The sequence below is a fragment of the Psittacicella hinzii genome, assembly GCF_003585885.1.
Lineage (GTDB): Bacteria > Pseudomonadota > Gammaproteobacteria > Enterobacterales > Psittacicellaceae > Psittacicella.
Genome location: NZ_NRHC01000137.1, coordinates 1 through 1,145, shown reverse-complemented (window position 1 = coordinate 1,145; position 1,145 = coordinate 1). Strand labels below are relative to the sequence as shown.

Genomic DNA, 1,145 nt, shown 5'->3' with positions numbered 1-1,145 from the left:
AAAATGGCTAAGTCACAGTTCGTTCGTAGCAAAACGCACGTAAACGTAGGTACAATCGGTCACGTTGACCACGGTAAAACAACTTTAACAGCTGCTATTACTTCAGTATTAGCTAAACACTTCGGTGGTTCAGCTCGTGCATTCGATCAAATCGATAACGCACCAGAAGAAAAAGCTCGTGGTATTACAATCAACACTTCTCACGTTGAGTATGACACAGCTAACCGTCACTATGCACACGTTGACTGTCCAGGACACGCCGATTATGTTAAAAACATGATCACAGGTGCTGCTCAAATGGATGGTGCTATTCTAGTAGTAGCTGCAACAGACGGTCCTATGCCACAAACTCGTGAGCACATTCTATTAGCTCGTCAAGTAGGTGTACCTTACATTATCGTATTCTTAAACAAATGTGATATGTTAGATGACGAAGAGTTATTAGAATTAGTAGACATGGATGTTCGTGATCTATTAAATCAATATAACTTCCCAGGTGATGACACTCCAATCATCCGTGGTTCAGCATTAAAAGCTTTAGAAGGTGAAGCTGAGTGGGAAGAGAAAATTTTAGAATTAGCTAGCACATTAGATAGCTACATTCCTGATCCAGTTCGTGCGATCGATCAACCATTCTTATTACCAATCGAAGACGTATTCTCAATTTCAGGTCGTGGTACAGTAGTAACAGGTCGTGTTGAGCGTGGTATCGTAAGATCAGGTGATGAAGTTGAAATCGTTGGTATCAAACCTACAACTAAAACAACTGTAACTGCGGTAGAAATGTTCCGTAAAACTCTAGACGAAGGTCGTGCGGGTGAAAACATCGGTGCATTATTACGTGGTACTAAACGTGAAGAAATTGAACGTGGTCAAGTATTAGCTAAACCAGGTACAATTACTCCTCACTCAGACTTCGATTCAGAAGTTTACGTATTAACTAAAGAAGAAGGTGGTCGTCATACTCCATTCTTCAAAGGTTACCGTCCTCAATTCTTCTTCCGTACAACAGACGTAACTGGTACTATCGAATTACCAGAAGGTGTTGAGATGGTAATGCCAGGTGATAACATCAAAATGACTGTAAGCTTAATCCACCCAATCGCGATGGATCAAGGTCTACGTTTCGCTATCCGTGAAGGTGG

Annotated in this window: 1 protein-coding gene; it reads left to right on the top strand. The window is 41.3% G+C overall.

Annotation, left to right across the window (positions count from 1 at the left end):
- Positions 1 to 3 precede the first annotated feature (3 nt).
- Positions 4 to 1,145, top strand: a 1,142-nt coding sequence (gene tuf, locus CKF54_RS07670) for an elongation factor Tu (RefSeq protein ID WP_119525764.1), incomplete at its 3' end; no start/stop codon positions are given.